This is a genomic window from Streptococcus mitis, from assembly GCF_003942795.1.
GTDB classification, from domain to species: Bacteria; Bacillota; Bacilli; order Lactobacillales; family Streptococcaceae; genus Streptococcus; species Streptococcus mitis_BJ.
On record NZ_RJNY01000035.1, the window covers coordinates 1 to 7,907 of the forward strand.

Sequence of the window (7,907 nt, forward strand, 5' to 3'; positions counted from 1 at the left end):
ATTCTTGAATAAGGAAAAATTCATTTCCTTCCCCTCCCCACAATTCTAAATGCTCATCACATTTATTAAAATTATGTTGTTCTAAGATCTGTTGCAAAAAATTATTCATTTCAATCCTCTTTCAATTTTTCAACAGTATTCACACAATCAATATATTCTAAATTATTTGAAAATATTCTATTTTTTACCTCGCCAAGGGCTCCTGCAAGCAACTTTTCTTTTCCACCTTCATGGATTGGCTTCTCTTCAAAAAACTTTTGTCCATCTATATTCATATTAATCAAATAATCAGTATCAAAGCTAGCCCTTATAAAATTTTTATTAGCCATTATTTTATCTCGAACTTTACTTGCTGCCCCATTAGGAGCATGAATCATACTAAGTCTGAGTGACTCATGATTTAGAGTATACCGTAAACTGTCTAACAAAAGTCGTTCTTGTTTACAATTTTTAAGAAACTCATATAGGATATATTCAATGCTATCTTTATCAATTAAATTATCTATATTATTTAATTGCTGAAGTTCAGCGATATTGTTATCTGGATGCAAATCAATCAACAATTGTTTAAATTTATCATCTGACAGATTTAAAATCTGATTCATAACCAATGTATCAGCATCATCTTCAACAATGTTATTCCAATGCATTTCAAGACTTAATTTCGCTCTTCTAACAGATTGTCTATGACGTTTTTCCTGTGAAATAATAATTTTTAAAATTTCTTGAAAATATATTACAGGATAAACACCATTCCCATTATTATGTGCTTGACTAATCCGTCTAGAAACTAAATCTTTAATTTCACATAGCGTCTCCTCTATATGTTCCGAATCATCTTTCAAAGAACTATTAGAATATATCAAAATTTCCTTGATTTTTTCTTCACAAAAATTATCAATAGGTGATTGGCTCCCTCTAACCAAATCACAATATTTTTTATTATCTGGATAGGTGTATAGTTGAACTCGGCTCTTATTAGGTACATAATTTGCTCCTTTATAGGTTTGTTGGAATACTTCCTCATTCATATCCCATCCCTGAACTTCACAAATAACATGTAAAAATCTATTATCTTTAGTCGTTCCTAAAGTTTGATACCCAGAGGGGCATTTCTTAGAATTTATTGATCTAACATTACGATAATCATTCGGGTATCTCCCCTTTTTCTTAGCTTTTACTTTATGCCTTGATATTACTCGTGTAGATTGACAAATCTCAATATCTTCACCACCATTTTTTTCAAATATTAATTTATATGTGCTATGATCTTCTTCTTTTTCTAATAGCTTTCTAAGCTCAGTTAATGCTAAAAATATGCCAACCTTTCCTTGGTGATTATATCGGTTGCATTTCGCCTATCATACGTCATTACTTTATCCTTCAACTCTATTAATTTCTCTTGTATCTTACTCCACTTTTCAAATAATATCCTTTAGAAAACAACCACTACAAATATATCAATATTCCTAGAGTCATCAAGCTAGTTAACAAATTCTGATTCTAACACACACTCCAAAGTCCTCAATATCAATCTTTTTCAAGTCCCCACAATCAAGATAGTTAATCTTACTAGCTTTAATTTTTCAAAAACATTGCTATTTTTCTAGTTTTATTTAAAACAAATCATCAAACAGACTCAACTGGTTATCCTCTGGCATATTGCCGAGAATTCCCATTTCATCCATCTTTTCAACTAAAGTTGAGGAAAGTCCACCACGCTTACGTAGTTCGGTTTTAGAGAGGAATTCTCCCTCTTGACGAGCGCGCACCAATTGCTTGGCAACGTTCTCTCCCAGACCATCCATTGCTACAAATGGCGGAATGAGGGTATCCCCATCGATGAGGAACTCTGTTGCCTGACTACGGTAGAGATCGAGTTTGCCAAACTTGAAACCACGTTCCCACATTTCATTGACAATCTCAAGAGTTGTATAGAGGTCAATTTCCACATTAGAGGCTTCATTGTTCTTCCGCTTTTCAGCAATTTCTTGCATCTTGCGCTTGATGGCATCCAAACCCGCCCCCATGGTCTTGATATCAAAAGCCTTGGCACGGATTGAGAAATAGGCACAGTAGTAATAAATCGGATGGTGAACCTTGAAGTAGGCCACACGCAAGGCCATCATAACGTAGGCTGCCGCGTGAGCTTTAGGGAACATATATTTGATTTTCCCACAAGACTCGATATACCACTCTGGCACCTTATTGGCCTTCATAGCCTCGATGTAACCATTTCGCTCCTCTTCGGAAATCTTTAGCCACATTCCCTTACGTACCCGTTCCATGATAGTAAAAGCCATCTTAGGTTCAAGACCAGCATGCATGAGATAAACCATGATATCGTCCCGACAACCGATAACAGTCGATAGGTCCGCAATCCCTTGCTTGATCAGATCCTGGGCGTTCCCCAGCCACACATCGGTACCGTGGGATAGACCAGACAGCTGAAGTAACTCCGCAAAAGTCGTCGGATGCGTCTCATCTACCATTCCACGTACAAAGTTGGTTCCGAACTCTGGAATTCCCAGCATCCCTGTCGGAGTTCCAATTTGCTCAGGCGTCACCCCTAAAACTTCCGTTCCAGAAAAGAGGGCCATAACGCTTTCATCATCCATGGGGATTTCATTAGGGTCAATACCAGACAAGTCCTGCAATTTCCGAATCATGGTCGGATCATCATGCCCCAGTACATCAAGTTTGAGGACATTCTCATCGATATCATGAAAGTTAAAGTGAGTCGTCTGCCATTCAGCCGTCACGTCATCTGCTGGATACTGAACAGGCGTAAAATCGTAGACATCCATGTAGTTCGGAATAACAACGATTCCTCCCGGGTGTTGTCCTGTTGTCCGCTTGACACCAGCCGCACCCTGAGCGAGGCGTTCCACCTCTGCATCACGATAAAACTTCCCATAGTCCCGCTCGTAGCCCTTGACAAAACCATAGGCAGTCTTGGCAGCCACCGTACCAACCGTTCCTGCACGGAAGGCATATTCTTCACCAAAGATATCACGCACATCCAAGTGAGCGCTAGGCTGGTCTTCTCCCGAAAAGTTCAAGTCAATATCGGGAACCTTGTCCCCATCAAAACCAAGGAAGGTCTCGAACGGAATATCCTGCCCATTTTTACTGAGTTTGTGGCCACAATTTGGACAATCCTTATCGGCCATATCAAATCCTGAACCATAAGAGCCATCGGTGATAAACTCGCTGTACTGACACTGACCACAGACATAGTGAGGGGAGAGAGGATTGACCTCCGTAATCCCGATCATGGTCGCAACGAAACTGGAACCGACAGATCCACGAGAACCCACCAAGTAGCCCCGTTCATTGGAACGTTGTACCAGCATCTGGGAAGCCAGGTAAATCACGGCAAATCCATTCCCCAGTATGGATGTTAATTCTTTTTCAATCCGCAAATCAACAATATCTGGCAGCGGATTTCCATAAATCTCAAAAGCTTTCTTATAGGTCAACTCAGCAACTGTTTCTTCCGCCTTGTCAATGAAAGGCGTGTACAAGTCACTCTTAACCACCTCAACAGGCTCAAAGGTTTCTGCCAAGGCATTGGTGTTTTCAATAACCAGTTTACGAGCCAGTTCCTCTCCCAAAAAGGCAAATTCATCCAACATCTCATTGGTTGTTCGAAAATGAGCCTTTGGCAGAGGAGCTGGTTGGGCATGCTCACCGTGACCAATGGTTCGGTTAATCATAGCCCCCTGTCCCAAACTACGGACGATAATTTCACGGTAAATCTCTTCTTCTGGTTCGATATAGTGAACATTTCCCGTAGCCAGAACAGGTTTACCAAGACGGTCTCCGACATCTATCAAACTCTTGATAATAGTTTGGAGTTCCTCCATATCCTTAACCTGCTCTTTAGCAATCAATGGTGCATAGATAGCTGGTGGCATAACCTCGATAAAGTCATAATACTTGGCCACCTCAACCGCCGCATCCACACCTTGGGAAACGACTGCGTCAAAAACTTCACCTTCAGAGCAAGCTGACCCTAAAATCAAACCTTCCCGATGAGCATCTAGAACTGTTCTCGGAATTCGTGGCACCCCTTCAAAGTACTTGGTATTGGACAAAGAAACCAGCTTAAAGATGTTTTTTAGACCTACTTGATTCTTGACATAGATGGTCGCATGCTTGATCCGAGCTTTTTTATAAGAGTCTGGACTAATCAAATCAATATTTAGTCTAGCCAGATCAGTCACACCATGTTTTTCTGCTACATCCTTGATAAAGATGAAGAGCAAACGACCAGTAGCTTCCGCATCGTAGTTGGCCATGTGGTGGTGGTCCAGTGCCACACCAAAACGCTTGGTCAACGGCCCCAAACCATGACGTTTATACTCAGGATAGAGATTTCTAGCAAACTCGAGCGTATCAATAACTGGCTGGCTAATCTTAGGCAAACCATGACGCTCATAGTTGGCATTCATAAAGCCAACGTCAAAGGTAGCATTGTGGGCAACTAGAACCGTATCCTTGCAGAATTCCTGGAATTCTTGCAAAACTTGTTCTAGTGGTTTGGCATTTTTGACATGGTCATCTGTAATTCCAGTCAACTCGGTAGTAAAGGCTGACAAGGGATATCCAGGATTGATAAATTCATCAAATTCGGCAATAACATTTCCCTTGTACATCTTAGAAGCCGCAACCTGAATCAAGTCATTATAGATGGCTGAAAGTCCCGTCGTTTCCACGTCAAAAACCACGTAGGTTGCTTCTGACAAGTCCATCTCCACTTCGTTGTAAACGATAGGAACACGGTCTTCAACGATATTGGCTTCCATTCCATAGATCAGCTGAATTCCTGCTTTCTTAGCTGCTTTGTAGCCATGTGGGAAAGACTGAACGTTCCCATGGTCCGTGATGGCAACCGCCTTGTGTCCCCACTTTGCAGCTGTCGCAATGATTTCCTCTACTTCTGGCAGAGCATCCATGGTCGACATATTAGTATGAGCATGAAACTCAACCCGACGCTCACCTTCTGGCATTAAATCCTTCCGCTCATAGTGAACAACTTCCTGCACATCCTGCACATTCATGGTCAAATCGCGTGTGAAGTTATTCATCTCTACATTCCCACGAACACGAAGCCAAGAATTTTTCTTAATGATGTCAAACTTCTGAGCCTCTTCTTCATTCTTAACCCATTTTTGCATTGAAAAACTTGAAGTGTAGTCCGTCATTTTAAAGTTAATCAAAACGCGACCAGTTCTGGTCACCTTATGCTCCACATCAAAAACGACCCCTTCAAAGACCAAACGATTTTCCTCAGTCGTCACATCAATCATCTGGGTAATTTCAGCCTTATCCAATTTTGGTTTTGCCGCAGCCTTTTTAGCCTGAAAATCAAAGACTGGCTTCTCTTCTACTGGAGGAGGGGCCATTTGTTCCAGTTGCTCCATAGCCCGGAGCGCTTCCTCATTGGCAGCTTGAACAATCTGTTCATTCTCCGTATGGAAGGCTTCCTCCTGCTCATGTGTAAGAGCATCATTCTTTTCTATTTGACATACAAAAGCTGGAAAACCAAACTTTTCGAGTTGCTTTGTTAAATTAGGAAGATGATTTTTCTTAAAGTGTTCCTTATCAATCACCTCTGAACCTTCAATAATGAGTTGATTTCCTTCCGCACGAACGTTTAATTTCTGGTAAAGTGATTTAAACCCCTGACTTGCACATGGACCTTCAGAAAAAGCCTCCCTGTAGTAAGCCTGTAAGAGTTCATTAGAGAATTCTTGAGAAAGAGCCTTGATTTCGAAAACAGCTCGGTTTCCTGTCTTAGAAAATTCTTCACCAAGCCCTTTCTTTAACTCTAAAAAGATTTCAATCGGTAAAATATTAGAAAATACAAAATGAAATTCCCAAATCTTACTAATTTTATGAACCACAACACGCTCAATTCTGGCATCAACAAGAGCAGGATCCCGTCTCAATTGATCGGAGATTCCTAGTTGATTCATTAAAATTTCAAACTTACTTGACATTCATTTTCCTCACATTATTCTCATACTATTTTACCATAATTAAAGAAAATATATGACTAGTACCATTCCTTAAGCACTACTAGTTTTCCTAAATTCATTCCTTAAAAACAAAAAAGGGCTCTATAATATTTGTAGTGGGTAAATCCCCTATGGATATTATGGAGCCTATTTTGTTGTAGAAAAAAGTCCCATATGATCTATAATGAAAAGCGACCAAACCATCATTAGAAAGAATCATATGGAACCATTACATTTTATCACAAGACTACTCGATATCAAAGACTCTAATATCCAAATTATGGATGTTGTTAATAGAGATACACACAAGGAAATCATCGCTAAACTGGACTACGACGCCCCATCTTGTCCTGATTGCGGAAATCAAATGAAGAAATATGACTTCCAAAAACCTTCCAAAATTCCTTACCTTGAAACAACTGGTATGCCTACTAGAATTCTCCTTAGAAAGCGACGTTTTAAGTGTTATCAGTGTTCGAAAATAGCGGTCGCCGAAACCTCTCTCGTCAAGAAAAATCACCAAATCGCGACCATCGTCAACCAGAAAATCACTCAAAAATTAATCGAGAAAGTCCCTATGACAGCTATTGCAGAAAGTCTATCTGTCTCTACTTCGACAGTCATTCGTAAATTGAAAGAATTCAAATTCAAGACAGATTTATCTTTTCTTCCAACTCGCATGTCTTGGGATGAATGCAGCTTCAAGAAATGATTTTCATAACTCTGAACATCAAAAAAGAAAGGACAAAATTCGTCCTTTCTAGATCTTAGCTGACTTCAATCCACTACAGTTGACAAAGAGCCACAAAAAAGAAGATTCTCAGAATCTCCTTAACACATATAAAAAAGATACCCTTAAGTATCCCCTTAATCGATCGGGAAGACAGGATTCGAACCTGCGACACCTTGGTCCCAAACCAAGTACTCTACCAAGCTGAGCTACTTCCCGCGTTAAATAAAAAAATGCACCCTAGAGGAGTCGAACCTCTAACCGCCTGATTCGTAGTCAGGTACTCTATCCAGTTGAGCTAAGGGTGCTCATCATTATATGCCGAGGACCGGAATCGAACCGGTACGATCGTTACCAATCGCAGGATTTTAAGTCCTGTGCGTCTGCCAGTTCATCGTTACCAATCGCAGGATTTTAAGTCCTGTGCGTCTGCCAGTTCCGCCACCCCGGCCTCTCTAAGCGAACGACGGGATTCGAACCCGCGACCCCCACCTTGGCAAGGTGGTGTTCTACCACTGAACTACGTTCGCATCGACCTCTTATTCTATATAAAAAAATGCCGGCTACATGACTTGAACACGCGACCCTCTGATTACAAATCAGATGCTCTACCAACTGAGCTAAGCCGGCTGCTTTCTATTATGCGGGTTAAGGGACTTGAACCCCCACGCCGTTAAGCGCCAGATCCTAAATCTGGTGCGTCTGCCAATTCCGCCAAACCCGCAAATATGACCCGTACTGGGCTCGAACCAGTGACCCATTGATTAAAAGTCAATTGCTCTACCAACTGAGCTAACGAGTCTAAAATAACTTCCGTTATCTTAAACGGTCCCGACGGGAATCGAACCCGCGATCTTCGCCGTGACAGGGCGACGTGATAACCGCTACACTACGGGACCTATATGGGAGTTAACGGGATCGAACCGCTGACCCTCTGCTTGTAAGGCAGATGCTCTCCCAGCTGAGCTAAACTCCCAAAGGGTGGAGTCTAGCTCAGCCAACGGTAAGAAACTTCGTTTCTCTCATCCGCCGATTGTAATTTCGATTTCCTCTCAATTACAACTAAGCTAAACTCCCTCGAGCTAAGCGACTTCCATATCTCACAGGGGGCAACCCCCAACTACTTCCGGCGTTCTAGGGCTTAACTACTG

2 protein-coding genes, 9 tRNA genes and 1 pseudogene are annotated in these 7,907 nt (G+C 41.3%); 1 reads left to right on the plus strand and 11 read right to left on the minus strand.

The window, feature by feature from the left end; genetic code table 11:
• Window positions 1-110 precede the first annotated feature (110 nt).
• Together D8847_RS10075 and D8847_RS10080 are read right to left on the minus strand one after the other, a co-directional pair.
• Window positions 111-1,031 carry an ABC-three component system protein gene (locus tag D8847_RS10075; RefSeq protein WP_185757957.1) on the minus strand — a complete coding sequence of 307 codons (921 nt, stop codon included), beginning with the start codon at window positions 1,029-1,031 and terminating at the stop codon, window positions 111-113.
• A gap of 585 nt (window positions 1,032-1,616) precedes the next feature.
• On the minus strand, window positions 1,617-6,008 hold the full coding sequence (locus D8847_RS10080) for a PolC-type DNA polymerase III (protein ID WP_125841461.1): 4,392 nt from the start codon (window positions 6,006-6,008) through the stop codon (window positions 1,617-1,619).
• Between the two features lie 238 nt (window positions 6,009-6,246).
• On the opposite strand from D8847_RS10080, the pseudogene D8847_RS10085 reads away from it, so the two are divergent.
• Window positions 6,247-6,735, plus strand: a pseudogene (locus tag D8847_RS10085) (transposase family protein); the annotation flags it as partial.
• A 166-nt stretch (window positions 6,736-6,901) separates the two neighbouring features.
• Here D8847_RS10085 and D8847_RS10090 read toward each other — a convergent pair.
• The 9 genes from D8847_RS10090 to D8847_RS10130 form a co-directional block, all read right to left on the minus strand.
• Window positions 6,902-6,975, minus strand: a tRNA-Pro gene (locus tag D8847_RS10090).
• Between the two features lie 15 nt (window positions 6,976-6,990).
• Window positions 6,991-7,064 (minus strand) — tRNA-Arg (locus D8847_RS10095).
• A gap of 11 nt (window positions 7,065-7,075) precedes the next feature.
• Window positions 7,076-7,207: transfer RNA gene (locus D8847_RS10100), tRNA-Leu, on the minus strand.
• A 7-nt stretch (window positions 7,208-7,214) separates the two neighbouring features.
• A tRNA-Gly gene (locus tag D8847_RS10105) sits at window positions 7,215-7,286 on the minus strand.
• Window positions 7,287-7,313: 27 nt separating this feature from the next.
• Window positions 7,314-7,386, minus strand: a tRNA-Thr gene (locus D8847_RS10110).
• Window positions 7,387-7,398: 12 nt separating this feature from the next.
• Window positions 7,399-7,480 (minus strand) — tRNA-Leu (locus tag D8847_RS10115).
• Between the two features lie 5 nt (window positions 7,481-7,485).
• Window positions 7,486-7,558: transfer RNA gene (locus tag D8847_RS10120), tRNA-Lys, on the minus strand.
• A 24-nt stretch (window positions 7,559-7,582) separates the two neighbouring features.
• Window positions 7,583-7,655: transfer RNA gene (locus tag D8847_RS10125), tRNA-Asp, on the minus strand.
• Between the two features lie 4 nt (window positions 7,656-7,659).
• Window positions 7,660-7,732, minus strand: a tRNA-Val gene (locus D8847_RS10130).
• Window positions 7,733-7,907: the final 175 nt, after the last annotated feature.

Bases quoted from the DNA above. Each gene is read 5' to 3' on its own strand.
- D8847_RS10075 (WP_185757957.1), bottom strand. From the start codon at position 1,031: ATGAATGAGGAAGTATTCCAACAAACCTATAAAGGAGCAAATTATGTA.
- D8847_RS10080 (WP_125841461.1), bottom strand. From the start codon at position 6,008: ATGTCAAGTAAGTTTGAAATTTTAATGAATCAACTAGGAATCTCCGAT.